The organism is Chryseobacterium pyrolae (assembly GCF_025153485.1).
Classification (GTDB): domain Bacteria; phylum Bacteroidota; class Bacteroidia; order Flavobacteriales; family Weeksellaceae; genus Chryseobacterium; species Chryseobacterium antibioticum.
Genome location: NZ_JANZQH010000003.1, coordinates 397,376 through 422,412, shown reverse-complemented (window position 1 = coordinate 422,412; position 25,037 = coordinate 397,376). Strand labels below are relative to the sequence as shown.

General features: G+C 36.5%; 25 protein-coding genes and 1 tRNA gene. 19 read left to right on the top strand and 7 right to left on the bottom strand.

The genetic code is table 11. From position 1 onward, the window contains the following. Window positions 1-17: 17 nt before the first annotated feature. The gene (gene miaA / locus NZD88_RS08710; RefSeq protein WP_259828757.1) at window positions 18-926 is read right to left on the bottom strand and encodes a tRNA (adenosine(37)-N6)-dimethylallyltransferase MiaA; all 909 of its coding nucleotides are present in this window, start codon (window positions 924-926) and stop codon (window positions 18-20) included. Window positions 927-1,057: 131 nt separating this feature from the next. Between miaA and NZD88_RS08705 the strand changes: the two genes are divergently transcribed. From NZD88_RS08705 to nadA, 3 genes are all read left to right on the top strand, one after another. After that, window positions 1,058-1,915: a YicC family protein gene (locus NZD88_RS08705; RefSeq protein ID WP_169235749.1), complete on the top strand. Its 858-nt coding sequence runs from the start codon at window positions 1,058-1,060 to the stop codon at window positions 1,913-1,915. Between the two features lie 71 nt (window positions 1,916-1,986). Then, the gene (gene gmk / locus NZD88_RS08700) at window positions 1,987-2,553 is read left to right on the top strand and encodes a guanylate kinase (protein ID WP_259828756.1); all 567 of its coding nucleotides are present in this window, start codon (window positions 1,987-1,989) and stop codon (window positions 2,551-2,553) included. A 110-nt stretch (window positions 2,554-2,663) separates the two neighbouring features. Beyond that, a complete protein-coding gene (nadA, locus tag NZD88_RS08695; RefSeq protein WP_047452126.1) occupies window positions 2,664-3,683 on the top strand; it encodes a quinolinate synthase NadA in 1,020 nt (339 codons plus the stop codon). Between the two features lie 65 nt (window positions 3,684-3,748). Here nadA and NZD88_RS08690 read toward each other — a convergent pair whose 3' ends face one another. From NZD88_RS08690 to NZD88_RS08675, 4 genes are all read right to left on the bottom strand, one after another. Then, window positions 3,749-3,955 (bottom strand): bacteriocin-like protein, encoded by a 207-nt coding sequence (locus tag NZD88_RS08690; RefSeq protein ID WP_259828755.1) that lies wholly within the window; start codon window positions 3,953-3,955, stop codon window positions 3,749-3,751. A 670-nt stretch (window positions 3,956-4,625) separates the two neighbouring features. After that, entirely contained in the window at window positions 4,626-4,820 is a 195-nt protein-coding gene (locus NZD88_RS08685; protein WP_259828754.1) for a bacteriocin-like protein, read from the bottom strand. An 85-nt stretch (window positions 4,821-4,905) separates the two neighbouring features. After that, window positions 4,906-5,076, bottom strand: coding sequence for a bacteriocin-like protein (locus tag NZD88_RS08680; RefSeq protein WP_259828753.1), 171 nt, complete (start codon window positions 5,074-5,076; stop codon window positions 4,906-4,908). A gap of 94 nt (window positions 5,077-5,170) precedes the next feature. Then, window positions 5,171-5,371: a hypothetical protein gene (locus NZD88_RS08675; RefSeq protein WP_259828752.1), complete on the bottom strand. Its 201-nt coding sequence runs from the start codon at window positions 5,369-5,371 to the stop codon at window positions 5,171-5,173. 767 nt (window positions 5,372-6,138) lie between these two features. Here NZD88_RS08675 and thrA point away from each other — a divergent pair. The 8 genes from thrA (at window position 6,139) to NZD88_RS08635 (ending at window position 13,806) form a co-directional block, all read left to right on the top strand. After that, complete coding sequence (gene thrA / locus NZD88_RS08670) at window positions 6,139-8,589, top strand: bifunctional aspartate kinase/homoserine dehydrogenase I (RefSeq protein WP_259828751.1); 2,451 nt, start codon at window positions 6,139-6,141, stop codon at window positions 8,587-8,589. A 10-nt stretch (window positions 8,590-8,599) separates the two neighbouring features. Then, window positions 8,600-9,529, top strand: a complete 930-nt coding sequence (locus tag NZD88_RS08665; RefSeq protein WP_259828750.1) for a homoserine kinase — start codon at window positions 8,600-8,602, stop codon at window positions 9,527-9,529. A 23-nt stretch (window positions 9,530-9,552) separates the two neighbouring features. Next, window positions 9,553-10,866: a threonine synthase gene (thrC, locus tag NZD88_RS08660; protein ID WP_259828749.1), complete on the top strand. Its 1,314-nt coding sequence runs from the start codon at window positions 9,553-9,555 to the stop codon at window positions 10,864-10,866. Next, window positions 10,863-11,234 carry a dihydroneopterin aldolase gene (folB, locus tag NZD88_RS08655; protein ID WP_259828748.1) on the top strand — a complete coding sequence of 124 codons (372 nt, stop codon included), beginning with the start codon at window positions 10,863-10,865 and terminating at the stop codon, window positions 11,232-11,234. Before thrC ends, folB begins: the two co-directional genes overlap by 4 nt. A gap of 29 nt (window positions 11,235-11,263) precedes the next feature. Continuing rightward, window positions 11,264-12,628, top strand: a complete 1,365-nt coding sequence (locus NZD88_RS08650; RefSeq protein ID WP_259828747.1) for a DUF4403 family protein — start codon at window positions 11,264-11,266, stop codon at window positions 12,626-12,628. A 27-nt stretch (window positions 12,629-12,655) separates the two neighbouring features. Beyond that, on the top strand, window positions 12,656-13,162 hold the full coding sequence (locus tag NZD88_RS08645) for an RDD family protein (RefSeq protein ID WP_259828746.1): 507 nt from the start codon (window positions 12,656-12,658) through the stop codon (window positions 13,160-13,162). Window positions 13,163-13,220: 58 nt separating this feature from the next. Beyond that, window positions 13,221-13,291 (top strand) — tRNA-Cys (locus tag NZD88_RS08640). 329 nt (window positions 13,292-13,620) lie between these two features. Further along, a complete protein-coding gene (locus NZD88_RS08635) occupies window positions 13,621-13,806 on the top strand; it encodes a hypothetical protein (protein ID WP_259828745.1) in 186 nt (61 codons plus the stop codon). A gap of 558 nt (window positions 13,807-14,364) precedes the next feature. Here the strand turns inward: NZD88_RS08635 and NZD88_RS08630 are convergent. Next, complete coding sequence (locus NZD88_RS08630; protein WP_259828744.1) at window positions 14,365-15,795, bottom strand: beta-lactamase family protein; 1,431 nt, start codon at window positions 15,793-15,795, stop codon at window positions 14,365-14,367. A 1,053-nt stretch (window positions 15,796-16,848) separates the two neighbouring features. Here NZD88_RS08630 and NZD88_RS08625 point away from each other — a divergent pair. Continuing rightward, window positions 16,849-17,676 carry a glycosyltransferase family 2 protein gene (locus NZD88_RS08625; RefSeq protein WP_259828743.1) on the top strand — a complete coding sequence of 276 codons (828 nt, stop codon included), beginning with the start codon at window positions 16,849-16,851 and terminating at the stop codon, window positions 17,674-17,676. A 157-nt stretch (window positions 17,677-17,833) separates the two neighbouring features. Here the strand turns inward: NZD88_RS08625 and NZD88_RS08620 are convergent, their stop codons facing one another. Then, window positions 17,834-18,283 (bottom strand): hypothetical protein, encoded by a 450-nt coding sequence (locus NZD88_RS08620; RefSeq protein ID WP_259828742.1) that lies wholly within the window; start codon window positions 18,281-18,283, stop codon window positions 17,834-17,836. 250 nt (window positions 18,284-18,533) lie between these two features. On the opposite strand from NZD88_RS08620, the gene NZD88_RS08615 reads away from it, so the two are divergent. From NZD88_RS08615 to pyrF, 7 genes are all read left to right on the top strand, one after another. Further along, the gene (locus NZD88_RS08615) at window positions 18,534-19,088 is read left to right on the top strand and encodes a glycine zipper domain-containing protein (protein ID WP_259828741.1); all 555 of its coding nucleotides are present in this window, start codon (window positions 18,534-18,536) and stop codon (window positions 19,086-19,088) included. Window positions 19,089-19,139: 51 nt separating this feature from the next. After that, on the top strand, window positions 19,140-20,771 hold the full coding sequence (locus tag NZD88_RS08610) for an LIC_10190 family membrane protein (RefSeq protein ID WP_479875911.1): 1,632 nt from the start codon (window positions 19,140-19,142) through the stop codon (window positions 20,769-20,771). Window positions 20,772-20,821: 50 nt separating this feature from the next. Then, window positions 20,822-21,892 (top strand): chorismate synthase, encoded by a 1,071-nt coding sequence (gene aroC / locus NZD88_RS08605; RefSeq protein WP_076508475.1) that lies wholly within the window; start codon window positions 20,822-20,824, stop codon window positions 21,890-21,892. Window positions 21,893-21,909: 17 nt separating this feature from the next. Beyond that, on the top strand, window positions 21,910-22,473 hold the full coding sequence (locus tag NZD88_RS08600) for a thioredoxin family protein (protein WP_259828739.1): 564 nt from the start codon (window positions 21,910-21,912) through the stop codon (window positions 22,471-22,473). 49 nt (window positions 22,474-22,522) lie between these two features. After that, window positions 22,523-23,062, top strand: a complete 540-nt coding sequence (locus NZD88_RS08595; RefSeq protein WP_259828738.1) for a TlpA family protein disulfide reductase — start codon at window positions 22,523-22,525, stop codon at window positions 23,060-23,062. Window positions 23,063-23,147: 85 nt separating this feature from the next. After that, window positions 23,148-23,489 (top strand): YkvA family protein, encoded by a 342-nt coding sequence (locus NZD88_RS08590; RefSeq protein WP_259828737.1) that lies wholly within the window; start codon window positions 23,148-23,150, stop codon window positions 23,487-23,489. A gap of 124 nt (window positions 23,490-23,613) precedes the next feature. Beyond that, the gene (pyrF, locus tag NZD88_RS08585) at window positions 23,614-24,993 is read left to right on the top strand and encodes an orotidine-5'-phosphate decarboxylase (RefSeq protein WP_259828736.1); all 1,380 of its coding nucleotides are present in this window, start codon (window positions 23,614-23,616) and stop codon (window positions 24,991-24,993) included. Window positions 24,994-25,037: the final 44 nt, after the last annotated feature.

Sequence of the window (25,037 nt, the reverse complement as noted above, 5' to 3'; positions counted from 1 at the left end):
TCAGTTAAAAACTTATTTTAAAACTGTCCAGATAACCATTCCAGCAAGTCTTCGAAGTCTTTTTTTGCATACCCCAATGGCAAATAATGAATATCATCCGCTTTTCTATACCACGTCAACTGACGCTTGGCATATCTTCGGCTGTTTTTTTTGATCTCGGAAACGGCAAACTCCAGATCCCATTCTCCATCAAAATATTTGAATAATTCTGCATATCCAACCGTTTTCAAAGCGGTCAGATCTTTAAATTCCTCCAGACCTTCCGCTTCTGCCAAAAGCCCTTTTTCCATCATGATGTCTACCCTTTTGTTAATTCTGTCATACAGATCTTCTCTGGGCGCTTCAATTCCTATCCGGATCACGTTGAAATCTCTGGAATCCTGTGAAACAGCAATCTGTTCGGAATATTTTTTATTGGTCTGCCAGATCACATCAATAGCCCGTAAAAGTCTTCTGTGATTGTGAAAATCTACCACTTCGAAATACTCGGGATCGAGCTCTTTAAGAATCTGCTGAAGTTTTTCGATTCCATCGGTATCAAGGATTTCCTGTAATTTTTTCTGATTATCTTCATCAGCTTCAGGCAGATCATTCAAACCTTCAATAACTGCTTTTTCATACATCATACTTCCACCTACCAAAATGACGGTGTCATGATTGACAAAAAGTTCATTGAGTTTTTTTAAAGCATCTTCCTCATACTGACCGATAGAATAGTATTCTTTAACTGAAAGATTCCCAATAAAATGATGAGGTGCCTGCGCCAGTTCTTCTTCCGATGGCGATGCCGTCCCTATTTTCATTTCTTTAAAAAACTGACGGGAATCGCAGGAAACAATTTCGGTATTGAAATGGTTGGCCAGATCAATTGCAAGTCTCGTTTTGCCTATTCCAGTGGGTCCTACAACAGAAATCAAATTTTTCATATGTAGTTTATCTATTTGTTTTTTAAAGGTCATATGGAATCTAAAATCTTCATCATTAATTGTGGTTTCCAAATCACTGCGATTTCACAGTGCTAATTTAAATGTTTATCTTTGTACAACAATAAAAAACTATGATTTTATCAATGACCGGATTCGGCAGAGCCGAAGGTGTTTTTGAAGGTAAAAAGATTTCAATAGATATTAAATCATTGAACAGCAAAAGCTTTGATTTAAATATCAAAGTTCCTTTACGTTATAAAGAAAAGGAATTTGAAATCAGAAAAATCCTTAACGACAGAATTATCCGTGGAAAGGTAGACTGCTACATCAATTTGGAGAACCTTGAGGAGACTAATGATGTGAAGATCAATAGAAGCTTAATTGATTCTTATATGAATGAACTTCGCAACATCGCTTCTGACGGACCAGACTTTGAATACCTGAAAATGGCAGTAAGACTTCCTGATGCTATTACTTCAAGACCTGACGAACTTACGGAAGGTGAATGGGAGTCTTTGGCAAAGATCGTTCACGCTGCTGTGGATCGTTTTATGGAATTCCGAAAGACAGAAGGAGGTATCTTACACGAAGAACTGGCCAGAAATATTCAGAATATTGATAAATACCTGTCTGAAGTTATTCCTTTTGAAGAGGAAAGAATCATTGCTGTAAAAGAACGTTATCAGAAATCTTTAAAAGAATTTGAAAATGTAGACGAAACCCGTTTCTATCAGGAAATGGCTTATTTTACAGAGAAACTGGATATTGCAGAAGAAAAAGTAAGACTTACACAGCATTTGAAATACTACCAAGAAGTAATGGACAATGAAGATTTCAACGGGAAAAAACTTGGTTTTATTTCTCAGGAGATCGGAAGAGAGATCAATACTTTAGGTTCAAAAGCCAATCATGCAGAAATCCAGAAACTGGTAGTCATGATGAAAGATGATTTGGAAAAAATTAAAGAACAAACGTTAAACGTATTATAGACCATAGACCTATAGACAAGAGAGTAGAGAAGTTTGTTCTCGTATCTCTAATCTAAAAATCTCTAATCTAAATGAATAAAGTTATCATATTTTCAGCACCGTCGGGGAGCGGAAAAACTACATTAGTAAAACATTCTCTGGAAACATTTCCTGAACTGGCATTTTCTATCTCATGTACTACAAGACAGCCGAGAGGAAGTGAGGCTCATGCCGTGGATTATCATTTTTTGAGTCCTGACGAATTCAGACAGAAAATATCGGAAGATGCTTTTGTAGAATATGAAGAAGTGTATACTGACAAATATTACGGAACTTTAAAATCGGAAGTGGAAAAGATCTGGTACAACGGAAAAGTGGTCATTTTTGATGTGGATGTAAAAGGAGGAATTTCTTTAAAAAAATATTTTGGAGAAAAAGCCCTGTCCATTTTCATTGAACCGCCTTCCATCGAAGAATTGGAACGAAGATTGATTTCCAGAAACACAGATGATGCAGAAACCATCAAAACCCGAGTAGCAAAGGCAGGAGAAGAAATGACCTTTGCGAAAGAGTTTGACAGGATCGTCATTAATAACGATCTTGACGAAGCAAAAATAGAAATAGAAAGTTTAATAAAAAAATTTATAGAAAGAAACTAGATGCTAGAAGTTAGAAGTTAGTTGTGCCGATATACCCATTGAAGTCACAAAAAAACTCTAAATTTTAATTTCTAATCTCTAACTTCTATAATAAAAAAATTGAGGTTGATATGAGTACCGAAACATTAGAAAAAGCTAAATCTGCCATTCCTGTAAGAGGATTTTTGGATATAAAAGATATAGCAATCCCTCAAGGCGAAGAATTGGTGAAAGCTATTCTGAAACTTAAAGAAGAAAAAAATGCAGTGATCCTTGCCCATTATTACCAGCCGGGAGAAATCCAGGATATCGCAGACTTCCTGGGAGATTCTTTACAGCTGGCCAGACAGGCCAAAGACACCAATGCAGACATGATCGTATTCTGCGGAGTACATTTCATGGCAGAAGCTGCCAAAATTCTGAACCCGACTAAAAAAGTAGTTCTTCCCGATACGATGGCAGGATGCTCTCTGGCAGACGGATGTTCAGGAGAAGGTCTGAGAAAAATGCGTGAACAGCATCCTAATGCTCTCATCGCTACTTACATCAACTGTAATGCTGAAACGAAAGCAGAAAGTGACATCATCGTAACCAGCTCAAATGCTGAAACCGTGATTGAAGCCCTGCCGAAAGACCGACCAATCATCTTTGCACCGGATAAAAATCTAGGAAGATATCTATCTAAAAAAACCGGCCGTGATATGATACTTTGGGATGGAAGCTGCATCGTACATGAAGCTTTTTCTATGGAAAGAATTGCCCAACAGTTGGCAGACAATCCTGATGCGAAAATGATTGCACATCCTGAAAGTGAAGAAGCCGTATTAAAACTGGCTCACTTCATTGGTTCTACTTCTGCCCTGCTGAATTTTGTAGAAAAAGATGACTGTCAGAAATTCATTATCGCCACTGAGGAAGGAATTCTTCATGAAATGAGAAAACGTGCTCCACACAAAGAACTGATTCCTGCTCTGGTTTTTGACGAAAGCTGTAACTGTTCAGAATGTTTCTATATGAAACGTAATACCATGGAGAAATTATACTTATGCATGAAATACGAACTTCCGGAAATTCTTATCGACGAAGAGCTTCGTTTAAGAGCTTTGAAACCGATCGAGGCAATGCTGGATCTTTCGAAAAGCATCAAATAATTAAATAATAATAAAAGAGGTACTGCTTTGCTACATAAATATTTAGAAAACAGTACCTCTTTTTTTTATGGTTCTATATTTACACACTCCATACTTACAAGGACACACATTTTACAATAGTCTGGAAGTCCCTGATAAGCTGAACATGGATACTGAAACTGAGGGCCATCTCCAAATGTAGCATGCTGAGGACATCCCGAACATCTTGATGGACCCGCTGCTCCGTTTACTTTCTCTAACTCTTTTCTGTTTAATTTTTTTAAATTTTTCATAATAATTTTAATTTTTGAGCTTTAAATATAACTATTTTATCCCACACATTTGAATTATTAGCTAAATATTTCTTTACAACGTGATATATTTAGTTAATAAAATACTAAAAATAAATACATTGTAATAGTGTAAAAAAAGCACTGTGAGAACAGTACTTTTTTTATATTTAAGGTTCAAACCAAAATCTTTACATATGAAAAATTTAAAAAAATTAGACAAAGAATGTCTAAAAAGTATCAATGGCGGAACATCAAGGGAATGTGACACTTATTGTAAACCCGATGAAGTATGCATTCCGGGAGTATGTGGTAGTCCGCCAAAATGTTTAGCCACTTCTTAAAAAGTTGATGGATTAATCAATCTAGTATTGAAAAAGGTTGTCTCAAAGCAAAGAGGCATCCTTTTTTAATTTACTGAAGAAGAGCATATATCTTACAAAACCTTAAACTTACAAACAATAGATCCATCAAAAATTAGAAATAGAGACACCTAAATAAAATAACTCGGGCAACTATTTTCTGATAGCTGTGTCAAAGGATAAAGGAAGCAATGGAAAATTTATAGATACTTTCAGAAAAGATATAGAAACGGGAAAGAGTACACATCAAATAGCTTTAAAAAATTGATTAAATAAGATAAAAAAAGCACTGTTTTCACACAGTGCTTTTTTTATAATGGTCCAGAACAAAGATAGTCTACCTTGACCCGTAATTTACAACAGGCAGGCAAAGCATTAAAATCATCACATGATTTTGGATAATCCGGTCCCGGTCCATAAGGTCCCGGAGGACAGTTTTCATAACAGACATTTCCTCCGTTAACCGATTTCAGATTTCCTCTGTTTAACTTTTTCAGATTTTTCATATTAATTTATTTGGTTCATAAATATAGCATTTTAAACCTAAATCATGAAAAATAAACCATAAAGAATAGAAGATACTTTAATTAATTACAGCATTGGCGCATAGCAGGTACCACCAGGTTTTCTCCAGCAGCCCCAGGCACCGCCGCCACGGAAACAGACATATGCAGCACCACCACATGCTTCAATCTGCAATTCGGTAAATCCGCCACTGAGTTTACTTTTTTCTTCTCTGGAAAGCTTTTTTAAATTTTTCATATTAATTTTATTTTGGTTCATAAATATAGCAAATACTTCGACTCTAAATAAAAGCAATTACTCATAATCCAATATTACCGATTGTCATATTACCTTAATGCTGTCCACATGGATCTCCAGAGCATACACATTCTAAAAAGTACTGATTTTTACAGCAATTTGATAATGTCTGATAGGCTGCACACGAACGAACACCATAACTTGGACCATAACCTGTTCCGGGAGGATAAGGACAGCCTCCCGGGCATGCTCCTCCATTAATTGTTTTCAATTTTGCTCTTGATAATTTTTTCATAATATTCTGAGTTTAGGTTATTATTAACACTAATTTTTTACATTTTATTGATATGCTAAACAAATATGGAGTCTACATATTTTAAAACCAAACCAGAATTAACAGGTGTAGCTGAATATTGAGTAAGTGGTTCATTTTGAAAGATTACTGTAATCATCAAAAAAAGACCGCCTTTACAGACAGTTCTTATCATTTCTCTTTTCCCCTGATTATTGAAAACACACCGAGCTAACGATCACGCAGGTACTGCAACGTAACGGAACAATTTCAAAGTAATCCTCGCATGAATAGGTATAGCCTGCTGCAGAACCACCAGGGCCAAATCCGCCCTTAGGGCAAGTATTACAATTAGCAGCAGCTCCATTAATCATTCCTAAATGTTTTCGGGTCATTTTCTTTAAATTTTTCGTGCTTATTTTATTTTAGCGTCTAAATATAGCCGTTCTACAATAAAAAGCAAAGCTTTCAGTTAAAATATATCTATTAATTGTGAATTAAATATTACAAATATAAACTCATAATTAATTTTGCTACCTCGAAATAATTTGTACATTTGTCTCGTAAAGAATGAACTTTCTAAGAAACATATCAGATATTTCTACACCGGAATTACTTATTTCGGGGCTATCTTCTGTTTCTACATCAACGATTACAACTACAACAACTACCCCGTAGCGGGGTACATTTTCACATATCATTTCCTGCACCCGCACTCTTTTTTTTAAAGAGCAGCAATTTCGTTTTACCCAACCTCAAATACATATTGGATGAAAATCTTAAAATTCGGCGGTACATCTGTCGCCAACGCCCGGAATATCCTTCTGGCAGAACATATTGTTAAAAAAGAATCTTTACATAGCAGGATTATTGTTGTAGTTTCGGCCCTTCATGGGATTACCGACACCCTTATAAAAGCTGCAGAGTATGCCTCTGCTAAAGACGAAAATTACATTCCAATCATCAAAGATCTCGAAGAACAGCATCTGGATCTCGTCAAAGAACTGATCCCTGTTTTAGACCAGAGTTCATGGCTAAGCTTTGTTAAAAAACATTTCAACGATATGGAAGATATCTACAGTGGAATCTACGTATTGGGAGAATTTACGGATAAGATCAGAGATAGAATCACCTCGTATGGCGAATTTCTTTCGTCAAACCTTATCGCAGCCAGACTTCAGTACGAAGGACTAGATTGCATCTGGATGAATGCAGCTGAACTTATCAGAACAGACAGCAGTTTCACCCATGCGAAAGTAGATTTTGAAATCACTGAAGACAATTTAAAAAACTATGTTGCCAATCATCAAAACCAGATCATTGTCGCGCCTGGTTTTATTGCCAAAGATCAGAATGGCAGTATGACAACATTGGGAAGAGGCGGTTCTGATTATACAGCCGCTATTATTGCAGCCGCTGTCTCTGCTGAAGAGCTCCAGATCTGGACTGATGTAAGCGGTATGATGACTGCAGATCCGAGATTGGCTTCCCATGCTAAACCTATTCCTGAGATTTCTTATCATGAAGCAATGGAACTTTCCCATTTTGGGGCTAAAGTTCTTTATCCCCCATCCATACAGCCTGTGATGGCAAAAAACATTGACCTTAAGATTAAAAACACTTTTGATCCGGAGGCACATGGAACTTTGGTTTCCCATAAGCTGAATAAGTCTGCAGACAAAAAGCAACAGGCAGCAGCAGGAGTTTCCAATATGAGCCATATTGCACTTCTTACTTTGGAAGGCAGTGGAATGGTAGGCATTCCGGGAATTTCGGCAAAGCTGTTTCAATGTTTAAGCTTTGAAAAAATAAATGTCATTCTTATTACCCAGGGTTCATCGGAACATTCCATTACCATAGCTGTTAATGAAAAAGAGGTGTTTCATGCAGAGAATGTAGTGAATTCTACTTTCCAAGATGATATACAACTCCAGAGAATGGCCCCGGTAAAAATAGAAACCGGACTATCCATTGTTGCGCTCGTAGGAGAAAACATGAAGAACAGAAGTGGCATCAGTGCAAAAATGTTCGGGTGTTTGGGAAATAACGGCATCAATATCAGAGCTATTGCCCAGGGATCTTCAGAAAGAAATATCAGCATTGTTATTTCTGAAAAAGATACCAGAAAAGCGGTCAATATACTTCATGAGGAATTCTTTGAATCAGAAATCAAGCAGGTCCATCTGTATCTCTGCGGAACCGGAAATGTAGGTTCAAAGCTTGTTCAGCAGATTTATGATCAAAATGGTTATCTGCAGGAAAATCATTTGATCAATTTACGGATTGCGGGTATTTCAAACAGCCGGAAAATGTTTTTCTCCGATAAAGGAATTCCTGAAGACGAGTTCAAAAACTGGAGCGAAAAAGGGATAGAAGCATCACCTCATGGATTTGTAGAAGAAATTATCTCGCGAAATCTCCGGAATTCAGTATTTATTGATGTTACTGCAAGTTCATTGGTGCCGGATGTTTATGAAAGTTTACTGAAAAGAAGCGTCAATATTGTGGCCTGTAATAAAATCGCTGCTTCCTCGGATTTTGAACATTATAAAACTTTAAAAAATACGGCACGAAACCATAATTGTAATTTTCACTTTGAAACCAATGTGGGGGCCGGACTTCCTGTTATTGGAACCATTAATGATCTGATAAAAAGCGGGGATAAAATTACGTCTATCCATGCTGTATTAAGCGGAACATTAAATTTTGTTTTTAATAATTATGATGGAAGCAGAACCTTTTCAGAAGTCGTGGCTCAGGCTCAAAAAGAAGGCTATACAGAACCGGATCCCCGTCTGGACCTTACAGGAACTGACGTAGCCCGCAAGATTTTAATTTTAGCCAGAGAAGCAGGATATGCTCTCCAGTTCGAAGATATTGAAAATGAAAGCTTTCTTCCTGAGGAATGTCTTCAGGGAAGTGTAGAAGACTTTTATGTAAAGCTTACTGAGTATGAAGATCATTTTAAAAGTTTACTGAATCAGGCTCAAAAAGAAGGCAAGATCTTAAAATATACGGCCGCATTTAAAGACGGAAAAGCCAAAGTTGGATTGCAGCATGCCGCTCCGGATAGCGATTTGTACCACCTTTACGGTAAAGATAATATTGTCATCTTCAAAACTTTAAGATATTCCGAACAGCCTCTTGTTGTAAAAGGTGCCGGTGCAGGAGCCGAAGTAACCGCCAGTGGTGTTTTTGCAGATATTATACGCTCCGTTTAAAATAAATAGTATGAAAAAAATAAAAATAAAAGTTCCGGCTACCGTTGCCAATCTGGTTTGCGGATTTGATATTCTGGGAATGGCGATCCATGAGCCCTATGATGAAATGGAACTGAAATTACTGGACACTCCCGAAATCATTATCAAACATGAAGATCATTTCGGACTTCCGGAAGAGCCTTCTCAAAATGTGGCAGGCGTTGTCCTCCAGAATATACAACAACATCTTCAACTGACGAAAGGTTTTGAGGTAACGATCCGCAAACATATAAAACCGGGCAGCGGGCTCGGCTCCAGTGCGGCAAGTGCCGCCGGAGCCGCCTTTGGGGCCAATGCATTATTAGGAAATATTTTATCTAATGAGGAGATGATTCATTTTGCTATGTTTGGGGAAGAACTTGCTTCCGGGGTACGTCATGCAGATAATATTGCTCCGTGTATCTACGGCGGTATCACATTGGTTAAATCCTCCTCTCCTATCGATATTATTCCATTGAGTACTCCAGATCTGTTTGTGGTTGCCGTACATCCGCAGGTTGAAGTCAAGACTTCCGATGCCCGACAAATCCTAAAGAAAAACATTCTTCTGAAAGACGCGGTAGAACAGTGGGGAAATATAGCCGGATTAGTGGCCGGAATCCTTAAAAATGATATCCCTTTGATCGGAAGAAGCCTGAACGATGTGATTATAGAACCCGTAAGGAGCATCTTGATCCCCAAATTTGACGAGATCAAAATGAAAAGTTTAGAAGCTGGTGCTCTTGGAGGTGGAATTTCAGGATCAGGGCCTTCTATTTTCATGCTGGCAGAGGAAAAAGAAACTGCTGAGAGAATTGCACAGCTGATGAAATCTGTTTATGATGAAATTGAGATCGAGAGTTTTGTATATGTATCAAAAATAAATCCTGCGGGAATCGAGATCGTAGAAGAAGATGAATGATGAAAACCAATAAATTAAAAACAATGAAGTATTATAATTTAAAAGATAAACAGGAAACTTTTGATTTCAAAACAGCCACGATAAAAAGTCAGGGCAGCCAAAAAGGCTTATTCTTCCCGGAAAGAATTCATCAGTTTGATGAAGAATTCATCAACAATCTTCATTTGTATTCTGATGAGGAAATTGCTTTCAGATGTATGAAAGATTTTATCGGAGATGAAATTCCGGAGGAAGTATTAAAAAATATTGCTGCCGAGACCATCAGTTTTGAAATTCCTTTAAAAAAAATCAATGAACAGATATCCATTCTGGAACTATTCCATGGACCAACATTGGCATTCAAAGATGTGGGCGCCAGATTTATGAGCCGCTGCCTTTCTTATTTTCTACAGGATCAGCATAAAAAAGTCACTGTGCTCGTGGCCACTTCCGGTGATACGGGCGGAGCTGTTGCCCATGGATTTTATAATGTTCCGGGGATCAATGTCGTGATTCTTTATCCCAAAAACAGGGTGAGTGCAGTTCAGGAAAAACAGCTTACTGCACTTGGTGGAAATATCTCAGCCTTAGAAGTCAATGGGAATTTCGATGACTGTCAGAGTCTTGTCAAGCAAGCTTTTTCGGATGAAAGTATTAATTCTGAACTGTTTTTGACTTCAGCCAATTCGATTAATATTGCCAGATGGCTTCCGCAGCAGATCTATTATGTATTAGCTCTAAAACAATGGCAAAAGCATGAACATGAAAATCCTGTCATCTGTGTTCCAAGTGGGAATTTCGGGAATATCTGCGCGGGACTTCTAACGTATTTCCGGGGGCTTCCTGCGGAACATTTTATTGCTGCCTGTAATGAAAATGATGTGGTTCCTGATTATTTAAAAACCAATCATTATCAACCTAAGAAAGCCTTAGCAACTTTATCCAATGCAATGGATGTTGGGGATCCCAGCAATTTTACGAGAATCATGGAACTTTTCGGACATCAGTTTGATACGCTTAAGAATATGATCACCGGCTATTCAATAGATGATGAATCTACGCTGCAAACGATTAAAGAAGTTCATGAGAAATACGGATATATTCTGGACCCTCACAGTGCTGTAGCTTTTGCTTCTCTTGAGAAATACCTGCATGAAAATCCGGGTAAGAAAGGATTTATATTGGGAACTGCACATCCTGTAAAATTCCCTGAAGCAGTAGAAAAAGCAGCGCATATTAAGATTGAGATTCCGGAAGCCCTGAATGATCTGATGAAACAGGAGAAAAAAACTGTAGAAATTAATACAGACTTTGAAGAATTAAAACGATTTTTGCTGAATAAAAATCAGGAACAATGAGCAAGATCTTTCTGGAAGATGTAAGAATATATGCCTACCACGGTGTGCTGCCCGAAGAAAATATCATCGGGACCTATTATATTTTAAATGCGGAGCTGCACACAGATCTTTGGAAAGCTGCAGAAACAGATGATCTGAATGATACGATAAGTTATGCAGATATCAACGGTATTATTCACCAGGAAATGGCCATCCGATCCAAATTACTGGAACATGTGGCAGGGAGAATTACCACGAAGATCCATGAAAGTTTTCCACAAATTTCCTATATCAAATTAAAGATCACAAAAACTTCCCCACCGATGCAGGGCGAAATGAAAGGCGCAAGTATTGAACTGGAAAGAAGCTTTAAACCCGGCGATCTATAAATTTTTATTTCACAAAAAATATAAAGAAATTGAAATCCATCAAATTATTATTTTTATTAAGCTTTACGATCGTTTTCGGACAGACTGCGGTTAATAATCAATCTGCCGTTTATAATTTTCCTAAGATAAAATCCAGCATTACAATGCCGGTAACGATTCCGCTTTCAGAGATCAGTAATATGATCAATGCTTCGGTAAAAGAGCTGGTATTCCAGGATGATTCTTACACGGATAACAATAATGACCAGTTCAAAGTAAAGGTGTGGAAAACCCGCCCTATTCGTCTGGTGGGTGGAACAAGCCAAAATCTACTGATCGAAGTCCCGTTAAAAATCTGGGCGGAAAAAGGAATTGGTACTTTGGGGGTTTATTCTTACCAGAACACAACCTTTGAAACGGTGATGTCCTTTAATACGACAATCAGTTTTAACAACAACTGGACAATTTCCACCAATACGCAACCCAACGGCTTCAGATGGGTCACGAAGCCTGTTCTTGATTATGGCAAAATACAGATCCCCATCACTTCTCTGGTAGAGAAAAGTCTGAAGGAACAGCAAGGGAAATTTGCTAAAACGATTGATCAGCAGATGACGACCCAACTGAATTTCCAACAGTATGCTGTCATGGCATGGAACGTTTTTTCGCAGCCTTTCAATATTTCTGAGGAATATAATACCTGGCTGAAAATAAGCCCGGTAGGCGTGAATATGACTCCTTTGAAATTCTATGGAAATGAGATCACCACCAATATAGGAATGGATATTTATTCGGAAACATTTACGGGAAGCAAGCCTGCTGCATCACCTACAGTAAAATCAGCGGGTAACTTTAATGTAGTCCCGGTTTTGGCGGACAAATTTCTCCTGCAGACCACCGCAAATGTTCCTTTTTCTGAGGCAACAGCTATTGCGCGGAATATGTTCATGAACAAGGAATATGATGTCCGGGGTTCTAAAATAAAGATCAAAGATGTGAGGGTTTATGGTGCTGAAGGAAGGGTCATTGTTGAAGCTGAAACGGAAGGTTATGTGAATGGTAAAGCGCTTATTTCCGGGATTCCGGTGTATGATGAGACCAAAAAGAAAATCGTGTTGTCTAATACAAAATTCAACCTCAGAACGGCTAATATTCTACAGAAAACAGCTACACTGATTTTTAAAGGAAAAATCGTAAAAATGATCGAAGATGAATACGGAATTCCAACGCAGGATCTGGAACTGGCTTCAAAGAAAAGTATCGAAGACGCATTTAATAAGGAATATTATAAAGGTTTAAAAATGAATGGAAGGGTCTACAACCTGAAACCCGGCAGTATTCTTTTAAATGAATCGGGAATCACTGCGGTAATTGAAACGAGCGCCACTTTAAAACTAATCATCAACGGAATTTAAAATTAATAGAAAAACTAATTATTAAACATGAGAAAATATCTGGCGGTTGTCGACAGACACAAAGCTACATCCGGCACGCGCTTTATCAATTATTTTTTAGACAGGCTTTTTATACAGGTCATCTTTTACGCATTCTTTTTTATATTTGGAATAGGATACGCAATAGTATATGGAGAGGGATTTGATGCAGAAAATTCAGACAAAAGTTTCACCTTTACGCTAATCACCCTATTTATTTATCTGGCTATGTCTTTTTCCTATTTCTTTTTTATGGAATATTATCTGGGTAAAACCATCGCCAAATATATAACCGGAACTGAAGTGATCAGTATAGATGGAAATAAACCTACCGCCGGACAGATTATTGCCCGTACATTTTCGCGTGCAGTCCCTTTCGACTCGTTATCTTTTTTAGGTAATAACGGTTGGCATGACAGCTGGAGCGATACCAGAGTCATAAAAGGTAAAAACTATGTTGCTGAAAGACAATCAAAAGAAGAAATAAACAGCATTGGAGTGAAAGAAATGATTTAAAAATTTTTGTTCATTAAGAATTTTTGCTATATTTGCACACCTCAAAAATGGTAAAAATGGTACTTTGGCCGAGCGGCTAGGCAGTGGTCTGCAACACCATCTACAGCGGTTCGAATCCGCTAGGTACCTCGTTAAAACCTCTAATTATCTTAACCATAGATTTTTAGAGGTTTTTTGTTTACCTTTGATTTCAAGATATTCACTTATCCCTCCATCTTGGCACCAATTCTTAATCAATTCCTATACGATCGGACCATTCACTACGAGGTATTTTTCGATCCGTCGATAGCCATTAGTAAACTCAGGTTTCAAAACATTAATTTCAGATTTGTTTTAATTTCAGCTATTAAAGTATGAATTCCTACAATATCCCTTTATTAGACATAATATTTATTAAAAATAATTCTACATTCGGGGAATATTACTATATTTGAGACTTAACGAATAACTATTCATAAATGCGAAAATTAACAAGAAAAGAACTTAAAAAAACAATTGCAGGAAAAGCAATAAATCCAACTGACAAAAAGATCCCAACAGATCCAATAGGTGTTGCCTGTGGTGGGTCGCACTGTCCAGATGATAACTACAGATGTTGCTATCATCCGGTTGGAAACTACTGCAGTACTCAAACTTGCACTTAATCAATATAACCCTCTTTTACAGAGGGTTTTTTATTACTCTGCCTCGTCCTGAAAAAGGTTGACAAAAAAAATAAAAACAGTCAGCCAAACATCCGCCCCTTTAGAAGAATATAGTGAGGCGTTCAAAAGACAGGTTGTCTCCGAATATGAACGGGGATTATTTACGAAGGATAAATTAAGCTTAAAAAAACACATAACTTCTTCTCATGGCCAAATCACTTCTCTCCGGCATTCAAAAAGAAGACAAAACTATCCCATAAACGTACACTTTCGATGATCAGAACACGTATAAAAATGGTAAAAACACGGACCTTTTATGACAGGCAAAAAAAATCCCCGAATTGCTCCGGGGATAAAAACTAATAACCATGAAAACTCAAATTAAACATGAGTTGCTTGATTACATTGAAAAATCGTACCAAAATGTAAAACATTTGAAAATTTTTTGATTTTTTTTGAAAAAATTAATTAACAAAGCTCTTTTATCCCCTTGTTTTCTTCTTACAATCCCTCTCTATTGCTTCATAAATAAGCATGATCTGTGATTCAGCAATACTTTTAATTTTTTGAATTCTGAATCTGCTCCAGAATCTTTTTCCCGTTCTCATTATCTGAATTTAGTTGTATAGACTTCTTATACATTTCAATCGCCTTATTTTTATCACCTGTTTTTAAGAGTATTTCACCATAGCTGTCATACACATTCCAGCTGTCAGGAAATAAATATACATTGAGTTTAAAAATCTCCAATGCCTCTTTCTGCTGATTCGTGGCCATCATTCGATATGCCCAGTTGTTCAGCTCAGATTCTTTTGGATTAAAATCGGGATTTTGCTTTTTCTCTTTCTTTACAAAATCTATTGCATTTTCAAATCCGATCTTTTGCAGATTTTTTCTAAGATAGGTTAATGGATCAGCTTTAATAATATCAGGGATATAACATCCGGCAATTTCTTCTATAAAATCCTCGGGAGAACTTCCTCCTAAATTGGTTAATACGATTACAGATAAACGATCATCCGGATATATGAGCAAAGCAGATCTGTTTCCGCCAGACATTCCCACTGCTTTATGATGCTTCCTAAGTTTTGCAATTCCCCAGCCCCGTACCCAATCGGTTGGTGTCCCATTATTGAATGTACCAGGCGACCACATCAGGTCTAATGTTGAAGATTTTTGCAGCAATTCCCCATTTTGTAAAGCAATAATCCAACGGGCAACATCTTCAGAAGTACTGTTAAGCCCTCCTGAAGTACGGCTAAAATCCGGAAATTCATAATAATTATTAATCAGCTTATCCTGACTTGCTCTTTTTCCGTCAAAAAAATTTCTATAACTGTAACTAGGTGCATAATGGGGAATCACATCTCTTGAATCTCCAAACAGGGTATGCTTTAAAGGAACAGTCTTAAATTGTTTTTCCTCAAAAAAATCAGCAAATGACTGACCGGTAATTTTTTCAATGATTTTACCCAATAAGTAATAATTGGTTTGATTGTAACTGAACTGCTCTCCTGTTTTAAAGTCTAACGGAAGAGTTTTCAGTTTTTCCCAAATAGCTTTTTCAGTTCGTAACGGACCGATATTTCCTGTAGCAGGATCAAAAAGCTGTAAAATATCGGGCAATCCGGAAATATGAATCAGCAATTGATCGACTGTTATTTTCTGCCATTCCAAAGGCAGATCATCCAAATACGTATTGATGGGAGCACCCAGCTTTATTTTTCCCTGCTCAACCAATTGCATAATGGCAACACCCGTAAAGATCTTAGTATTTGAATTAAGGGGAAAAATAGTGGTATTGGTTACCGGAATGTTGTCTTGTACACTTGAAACGCCATAGGATTTGCTTAAAACAATTTTTCCATTCTGAACTATGGCAATTTGCACTCCGGGGATTCGTCTTATGCTCATTTCCCTGTTAATGATTTCATCCACTCCAGAACTTACATCCTGAGCAAAAGAGGGTAATGAAACTATTAATGACATAAGGAGAAGGTAGATTTTCATGGTTTAATTTATATATAAAACAACTGAAAATCAAATCTGTTACATTCTTTATCTAATTAAACAGCAAGCCACAAATGTATTTAGCCTCAATAATGATTAACTAAATCAGATATAAAACGGCAAAAAGCAGGCAAAAAAAAATCCTCAGATTGCTCTGAGGATAAAAACTAATAACCATGAAAACTCAAATTAAACATGAGTTGCTTCATGTATTGAAAAATCATGCCAAAACGATATGCTGATAAAAATACTTTTAAATATTTCTAAAAGATATTATCTATGAAGCAATGAAGTTGATGCTTTTTATTTCTCCTCAAAAAACAAAAAATTCCCCCAAAATGGGAAGTTCAATAAAGTGATGAAAATGTATAATGCTCAGATTTTCAATTTAAATATAGGAACAACAGGATCTACTACTTATGATCAAGATTATATTCTTGCAGCTCTAAGATCTACTTCTCCAATAGCATCTTTACTCCACTTTAACGATGTATGAAAAGTATCGAAAAATAAAAAGCCTCCAATGGAGGCCTAAAAAACACAAATGATGAAAAAATTCGTATAATCTAATAAATAATTATCTCTCGTTTAATTCTACAGTTCAAAAATACTATGTTTTGTCCTTTTCATTTTATGAGTTCAATCATAAGACCCATCTTTAAATTTTCTCACTTTTTCTTCTTAAGTGCAATTTGAGAATCATTACCTGTAATATCAAATTCTCCTTTTAAAAAAAAATATAGATTGATTTTGCACACTACAATACCCATTGAGGAAATTAATTTTATAAGATACCATCTATTAACATAAATAATCAATAGGATAGAATATTATGTTGAACATCATTAAAGTATAAGCAAATTAAAGACTAATAATACTTTACACTATCCATATGTATAATCAATTATCAAATAACATGTAATATCATAATCTTAAAATATAATAAAAAAACACCAAATATACTATGATTCAGATCATTTTTTTTCAATATCTTATTTTATACCTTTACATTAATATTTAATTCAATATACCGTGATAAAATTCTCTATACTAATAGCCAATTATAACAATGGTAAGTACTTTAGAGACTGCTATAACTCGTTGATAAGCCAAACCTATCAAAACTGGGAAGTTATAATTGTTGATGATGCATCTACTGATGATTCTGTAGAAGTAATTGAAGGTATTATAAAAAATGACCCCCGTTTCAGGATTTATAAAAATGCCTCCAATCAAGGCTGTGGCTATACCAAAAGAGAATGCATGAAATATGCAGAAGGAGAAATATGTGCTTATCTGGATCCCGATGATGCTATTTATGCCGATTCCTTAGAAAAAATAGTACACGAATTTGCTGAAAACGACATTGCAGCAGCCTATTCACAAATGATGCTGTGTGACGAAAATCTTAATCCGGATAAAGTATTTGCAAGTACAAAACAGATTTACAACAGCAGATATTTTTTCAACTGTCCTATTCAGTTTTCTCATTTCTTTACTTTCAAAAAAGAAACTTACCTGAAGACTTCCGGCATCAATCCCAATCTTAAAAGTGCGGTAGATCAGGATCTCTATCTGAAGATTCTTGAGCATGGCAACGTAAAATACATAAAAGAACCGCTCTACCTGTACAGACTTCATTCTAACGGTATTTCTCAGCAAGGCTTCAAGCCGGGTGCAAAGGAATCCTTCGCCAAAGTGATCCATGACACTATGAAAAGAAGGGGCATCAAAAAAATCAATAATCAGATTGTGCCGGAGGTATATACCAACCCTCAGGAGATCTATGAGCTCCTGAACTATCAGACTCAAAAACTTCACAGACTGATCAATAAAGTAAAAGTAACTTTCAATATATAACTAAGGCTTCTCATCGTGAGAAGCTTTTTTTCTATAAACAAACAATATATGTTCTTTACAATAGGCCTCCAGAGTTGGAGGCCTATTGTAAAGAACATATGATGAAAAAATCCTCTTTCGAAGATCTATAAAATTGATACTTATCTTACAAAAAGCCCTACTCTGCCCAGGTAACCGGAATATATACCGTAATATAACCATCGGCATCTACCTGAGCATCAGACACAGTTCCAGTTACTGATCCGTAGCCTGTCCATCCTCCCTGTCCCTGCATTGCAGAAAAAGTATAGGTCCCTGCAGGAATCCCATCGTAATACCCGGGAAGTGTTTGAAATCCTCCTCCATAATACGTATCATAAATCTCCCCTGTTACTGTATTCTCAGCCAAAAAGCTTCCTACATCATGATTCCCGGAAAGAGTCTTTGTTCCGTCTAAAGAAATAAGACCAAATCTCACTTTATAGGTTTGAGTTTTCGAAACTTCTTTTGATGTTTCAGAATGAGTTTGAGGCTGAACATCTGCCATGACATCATCATTGGATGAACATGATAAGACTGTAACCGACAAGGCTACAAAAGCCATCGTTTTAAAATTTGCTATTTTCATATTAAAGTAATTTGGTATTCCAAAAATAACCAATTCATGTGAACTGAATAAAAACACTTGATTAACTAAAAATTACATTCCAAAACCGCAGCTGTAAACGGAAATGGTCGAAGTGGGTTTTTAGAAAAAATTAAATTTTATCTTAAAATATTATATTTTAACACTCCTTAACTAAATTTTGGCTTCATAATTGAAAATATATATACAGTTGCCGCCGTTTTGGCTAAGACTACTTATTAAAATTTGAATTATGAGAAAGATAGTATTAGCAGGTTTTTTATCAGTCTTCTTACTGACGGCCTGCAAGAAAGACGAAAGGACAGCTGAAAAATCACTGGAAGAACAGAAACTTGAATTCCAGGCAAGACAACTTGATATTGAAAAGCAAAAGCTGGCCATTGAGAAAGAAAAATTGGTCTACGAGGCACAGAAAAAAGTAGACAGCATCTCAGAAAGTAAAAAATCTCAGGCTGCTGCAGCGAACAATTCAAAACCTCAGATCATAAGAGAAACGAAAACAGTATATAGAGACAGAGGATCCAACTCTAATTCAGGAGGAGGAACTTATGCAGACAACGGAAATACTTCTTCACAGGGAACAACAACCCAAAAGAAAAAAGGATGGAGTAAAGCCGCTAAGGGAACTGCTATCGGTGCCGTGGGTGGTGCTGCAGTAGGAGCTATTGTTGCTAAGAAAAACAGAGGTCTCGGAGCCGTGATTGGTGGTGTAGTTGGTGGTGCGACCGGTTATACGATCGGTAGAGCTGGAGACAGAAAGGACGGAAGAGTTCAACCACGTAATTAATATTTTCACGATAACATTTAAAGATTGCTTATTTTTAGGCAATCTTTTTTTATGATGTTACTTTTATTTTCCTCGGTTCTCATTATCTCTGTCCTCGCAGGATGGGGGAAAATTATGGAAAGTATATTCGGTACCTTAACTCTTGGAATTTCGGGAAGTATTTTATTGGGAATATTGGGATTAAGTCTTATCTGGACGGTATTGGCATTTTTTATTCCTATTAATATATATGTAGAGATTCCTTTTGTATCAGCAGGGATTGTGTTATTCTTCAAAAAGAAACTGTACCTCCAATTTTATAGGTTCTCTAAGAAAGATTCTGTTTTAATCGGCAGTATTTCACTTGTCATTTTATATAGCAGTTCCTTTTACCCTTATATATTAGATCATTTCGGATACTACGTTCCTACGATCAAATGGCTCACGGAATATGGTCTGATAAAGGGTATTTCCAATCTGGATCTTACGCTGGGACAGATGTCTATCTGGCATATTTTCCAGGCAGGATTTTCCGGTTTTTCAGATCCTTTTTTAAGGATCAATGCTACTCTACTGATCGTTTACACATTTTATATTTTTGAAAGAAAAAGTTGGGTACAACTTTGTTTTATCCCTATACTTTTACTTTTCTCACAATCACCAAGCCCTGATTTGCCTGTCATCACCCTATCTTTAATTATTTTAAATGAAATCGTAACAGGTAATAAAAACATCAGTCTTCTTTTCGCTTACTCCGTTTTTATTTTCTCTGTAAAGCCTACTATGATCTGGCTTCCCATACTGGTTTTCCTATGTTCTGCATTTATTTTTAAACCTCATTATAAAAACACATTCTTAGGAATTCTCATCCTCTTATTATTCTTTATTAAAAATATCTGGACATTCGGCTACCCCGTGTTCCCGATAGCCGCAGGTGATCTCGGATTCAGCTGGAAACCCAACCCTGAAATATTAAAAATTTCATCTCAATATGCCATTCAGAAAACATATGACATGCAGTACACCTATGGGGAGATTCAAAGATTCTCTTCTTACAGCGCGGTCAAAAACTGGTTTTCATTAGACGGAATTAAATCAAAAATTAACATTCTTTTCATTATAAGTCTGGTTCTGTTTTCAGTTTTCACTTTCATTAAAAAGAAAAAGATCATCACTCTGATCTGTATCTCTTTATTGATAAAGAGCATCTTTGTATTAGCCTTTTCGGCGCAGTACCGTTTTTTTATTGATGTATTTTTTGTGATATTTTTTATCCTGTTTATCCATTTTGGCAAAAAAAAGTCACTTCTGTTCTTTGCTGCATCAAGTTTACTGATCATGGGAATTTTAAGTTTTCCTAACGTCATCCGCCATTATATTCCGAGTTTCAAGCCTGGAAATTTTATGGCCGGATTAAAAAAAGGACAGCTGTACAAACCGTCAACTTACCACTACAACAAATTCGAGACTTTCCGGACAGGAAATTTAAAATTCAATATATCAAAAGATTACCCTTTTAATTTTGACACTCCGATTCCAGCAATTTCTTCAGGTTATGTCATTGATGATGTACAATCAGGAATTTTTCCACAGTATATTGACAAAAAAAACATAAAAAAAGGATTGATCTGGAAAAAACTGACACCACAGGAAAAAAGGGAAGCAGAGAACATTATCAATACTATCAAAAACACTGATAAATAGAACAAATCCAGAAACTTTATTATCTGAAGAAAAATAGGTAATTTTGTATCATGTTCAACACATTAGGTAATCTTCTCAGTCTTACAACATTTGGAGAAAGTCACGGCGTGGCTTACGGCGGTATCATCAATAATTTTCCGGCAGGTTTAACGGTAGATTTCGATAAAATTCAATATGAATTGGATCGTAGAAAACCAGGCCAGTCTGCGATTGTCACTCAACGGAAAGAAAGTGATACGGTAAAATTCCTTTCAGGGATCTTTGAGGGAAAAACAACGGGTACCCCAATCGGTTTTATTATAGAAAATGAAAATCAGAAGTCTAAGGATTATGATCACATTGCTGATTCATATCGTCCCAGTCATGCAGATTTCACCTATGATCAGAAATTTGGGATCAGAGACTATCGCGGGGGTGGAAAATCTTCAGCAAGAGAAACCATCAACTGGGTGGTTGCAGGCGCTTTAGCTAAACAGCTTTTATCAGGCATCGAGATCAACGCTTATGTTTCTTCGGTAGGCGATATTTTCTGTGAAAAGCCTTATCAGGCTTTAGACTTTTCAAAAACAGAAAGCAATGACGTACGTTGTCCGGATGCTGAAACAGCCGAAAAAATGATCGAAAGAATTAAAGAGATCAAAAAAGAAGGCAATACCATTGGTGGAACAGTTACCTGCGTTATCAAAAACGTTCCTGTAGGAATTGGAGAACCCATATTTTCTAAACTTCAGGCCGAGTTGGGTAAAGCGATGCTGAATATCAATGCCTGTAAAGGATTTGAATATGGAAGCGGTTTCTGTGGCGCTAAAATGACAGGAAAGGAGCACAATGATGCCTTCAATACAGATTTTACTACAAAATCGAATCTTTCGGGAGGGATCCAGGGAGGAATTTCCAATGGAATGGATATTTATTTCCGTGCTGCATTCAAACCTGTCGCTACGATTTTAAGACCTCAGGACAGTGTGGATAAATATGGAAACCCTGTCATTGTAGAAGGAAAAGGACGCCATGATCCTTGTGTAGTACCAAGAGCCGTTCCTGTTGTGGAAAGTCTGGCTGCATTTGTATTGGCAGACCTGTTTTTGATCAACAAAACAAGAAACATCAATAATTTTTAATATAAATATTTTTAGTAATGAAAAATTACTGGGATCAGGGTATTTCTTTTGAAGAATATATCCGCATCGGAAAAGAAAGATTAGAACATCCTTCCAACCCACAGGAAATCGAATATAAACAATATTACGAACTCGGACTTCAGAGAATGGACAGAACACTGAAAAAGTATGTGCCAGATGAAGAACAGTTAAAAGAATTAGCCTCTAAAAATTTTGACGGAAAGATTCTGATCATCTCGGAAGCCTGGTGTGGTGACGCAAGTGCTACAGTTCCGGCATTGGTTACTTTTTTCGAAGGACACAACGAGGTAAGAATTTGCCTTAGAGACAATGATAAAAGTTTAATCAATCAATATCTTACGAACGGGACGGAATCCATTCCTAAAGTAATTATTCTGGACAAGGATTTTAATGTAAAAAACTCATGGGGACCGCGTCCGAAGTATGGATATGAATTACTCATGAAACATAAAGCAGATCCTGATGCTTATCCAAAAGATAATTTCTATAACGACCTGCAGCTGTATTATGCCAAAAATAGAGGTAAGGATGCCGTTCAGGAGATTTTAGAATTATTATAATGATTACATTGAATTCCATACGGAAGAAAATAACAGTAAAGATCAACGCATGAAAAAAAATATCATTTATCTTGTCCTTATCATCATTATCGGTGTAATCGCTTTTGTTCCCGGAGTAAAAGAATACCTGAGAGACCAGTTCTTTCCGATTGCTACCATTGAAAATGCCGTACATGTAAGTGAGGAAGATTATGACATCGAGCTGAAAGGAATCAATGTACCAAGTACGAACCTTAAAGCTTTTAAGAATAAACCTGTTTTCCTAAATTTCTGGGGAACCTGGTGCCCGCCATGCAGAAAAGAATGGCCAACTATTCAGAAATTATATGATTCAAGAAAAGGAAATGTAGATTTTGTTCTGATCGCGATGAATGATAAAGAAGATGCAGTAAGAAAGTTTTTAAAAGAAAATAACTATACGGTTCCGGTATATATTGCCCAAAGTCCTATTTCTGAAAAAATTCTTCCAAAAGTATTCCCTACTACTTTTCTTATAGATCAGCACGGAAGAATCATCATTAAGGAGGATGCCTACAGAGATTGGAACACAGAGACTGTGCATCAGTTCATTGACAATATCATCAAGTAGTTTTTTTTAACTAAATTTTATAGTTTATTGGTATAAAATTTGCGAAATTTACTATGTTGAAAAATTTATCTAAACTAAACACAAAATGAAATATTCAAAATTGAATCTTGCCAAAGAGGCCATCGCCCACAAAGGTTTCGTAAAAAAAATTCCTGACATTTTCAGAATGGTCAAATTATGGAGAAAAGGAGAATATCCGATAAGATCCATCGATATCATTCTTCCACTTCTGGGAATTCTCTATGTAATATCCCCTATTGACCTGCTTCCTGAATTTGCAGTACCTGTCTTAGGTGTCATGGATGATTTAGCGGTATTATCGCTGACGATTCCAAAGCTGATCAAAGAAGTAGATAAATTCTTACTATGGGAAGCTGAACAAAGAATGAGCGGAACTAAAATCATCGACGCAGAAATTGTAAAATAATACTTTACAGATATATTTTTAAGCCATCCTGAAACATTTCGGGATGGTTTTTTATTGACAAATGGATGATAAATTTTTAAGCCTTATTTCAAATCATTAAATTTGCAGTATCTAATAAAAAATAATGGAAAGTAAAAAAGAATTTTTCTTAGAGTGCTACAAGCTGGGCATCATCAAATTCGGAAGATTTACCCTAAAAAGTGGTATCGAAAGTCCGTTCTACGTAGACCTGAGACCTTTGGCTTCAGATCCTAAAATCTTAAAAAATCTGGCTAATTATTTACTGGACATGCTTCCTCTGGATAATTTTGATTTAATCTGCGGAGTTCCTTATGCAGCGCTTCCGATGGCTACTGCAATGTCTTTGGAAAGCTATATTCCATTAATTATTAAAAGAAAAGAAGCAAAAAGCTACGGAACTAAAAAACTTATCGAAGGAATTTATCAGAAAGGACAGAACTGTCTTTTGGTAGAGGATGTGATCACTTCCGGGAAATCTCTTGTAGAAACCATTGCAGAAGTTGAACAGGAAGATCTTAAAGTAGCTGATATCGTTGTAGTTCTTGACAGAGAACAAGGCGGAAAACAATTACTGGAAAGCAAAGGTTACAGAGTTCATACTCTTTTCAATATTTCAGAAGTATGCACTATTCTTCAGGAAAACGGAGAACTGTCTGATGAAGAGGTAAAAAGAATCCAGGATTTCCTGCAGGGAAACCATATTCAGTTTGAAGAAAAGACAAGAAATTCTTACGAACAAAAATTGGAGCATGCACAGCATTCGGTTTCTAAAAAGTTATTGGAAACTGCTTTGGCAAAAAAATCAAACCTGATTGCATCTGCAGATGTTACCACTACACAGGAACTGCTTGCTCTTGCCGAAAAAGTAGGCCCTCATGTGATTGCATTGAAAACGCATATTGATATCATTTCAGATTTTGACTACGAAAAAACAATTGTTCCGTTAAAAGCATTGGCTGAAAAACACCAATTCCTCTTGATGGAAGATAGAAAATTTGCAGATATTGGTAATACACAGGAACTTCAATTTACGAGTGGTGTATTTAAAATTACAGATTGGGCAGATTTTGTAACGTCACAGGTGATCGGAGGATTTGAATCCTTAGACTGCTTTAAAAATGTAGGCGTGGTTGCTATTGTAGGCATGTCTTCTAAAGGAGCACTAACCACATCCAGCTATCGTGAAGAGGCTCTAAAGGTAGCCTTATCTCATCCTAATGTAATCGGAGGTGTTTCTCAGAACCAGATTCCTGAAGAGCTTCTGCTTTTCACTCCAGGGGTTAATCTTGCAGATTCAGGAGACGGTAAAGGACAACAGTATAATACACCAGAGCATGTTTTCAAAATGCTTCATACTGATTTCATTATTGTAGGAAGGGGGATTTATAAATCTGAAGATCCGGAAACGGCTGCCGTTACTTATAAAAATGAGGGCTGGAATGCATATGTTAATTCTTTGCAAAAAAACGCGGTTCAGGGCTAAAATCCTGCTGAATATATTCAAAATAAGTTTATATTTGGGCTTTA